The sequence below is a fragment of the Empedobacter sp. UBA3239 genome, from assembly GCF_002362875.1.
Taxonomy (GTDB): Bacteria; Bacteroidota; Bacteroidia; order Flavobacteriales; family Weeksellaceae; genus Empedobacter; species Empedobacter falsenii_B.
In genome coordinates this window covers 7,783-8,354 of record NZ_DEVJ01000066.1, presented here as the reverse complement: position 1 = coordinate 8,354, position 572 = coordinate 7,783, and the positions used below count along the sequence as shown (strand labels likewise).

The 572-nt window shown below is 27.8% G+C and carries 1 protein-coding gene; it reads left to right on the top strand.

Annotation, left to right across the window (positions count from 1 at the left end; genetic code table 11):
- Nucleotides 1–121: 121 nt before the first annotated feature.
- Nucleotides 122–572 (top strand): phosphoadenosine phosphosulfate reductase family protein (locus B4G36_RS09935; RefSeq protein ID WP_291063734.1); only part of this gene is annotated, 451 nt, incomplete at its 3' end.

The window sequence follows — 572 nt, the reverse complement described above, 5'->3', positions numbered from 1 at the left end:
AATGCACAACGGGTATTATATCTATAAAATTAGTCGAGATTAGTGTTGTTTTAGAAAATTGGAATTAATACATTTGTTAAAAATAAATACTCTATAAAAACTATAGATATTATATAAGAAAATGAATCAACTAAAAGAGATATTAGAAAAAGTTACAGGACAAGTAAGTTTAGAAGAAAAATTATTGTTTTTGAATAACAACGTTAAAGAAAAAATAGTTTTTTCGACAAGTTTTGGTTTCGAAGATCAAGTTATTTCTCATGCTATTTTAAGTCAAAAATTAGACAATATTGAGATTTTTACTTTAGATACAGGTCGTGTTTTTCAGGAAACGTACAATACGTGGAACAAAACAGAATTTAAATATCAAGCGAAGATTAAACCATTTTATCCACCAACAGAGGAGTTAGAAAATTTTGTTGAAGAAAATGGAATTAATCCTTTTTACGATTCGGTTGATTTGAGAAAACAATGTTGCTATATCAGAAAAGTAATTCCTTTGAATCGTGCATTAAAAGAAGCATCAGTTTGGATTACAGGTTTGCGTGCGGAGCAATCGAATAATCGACATA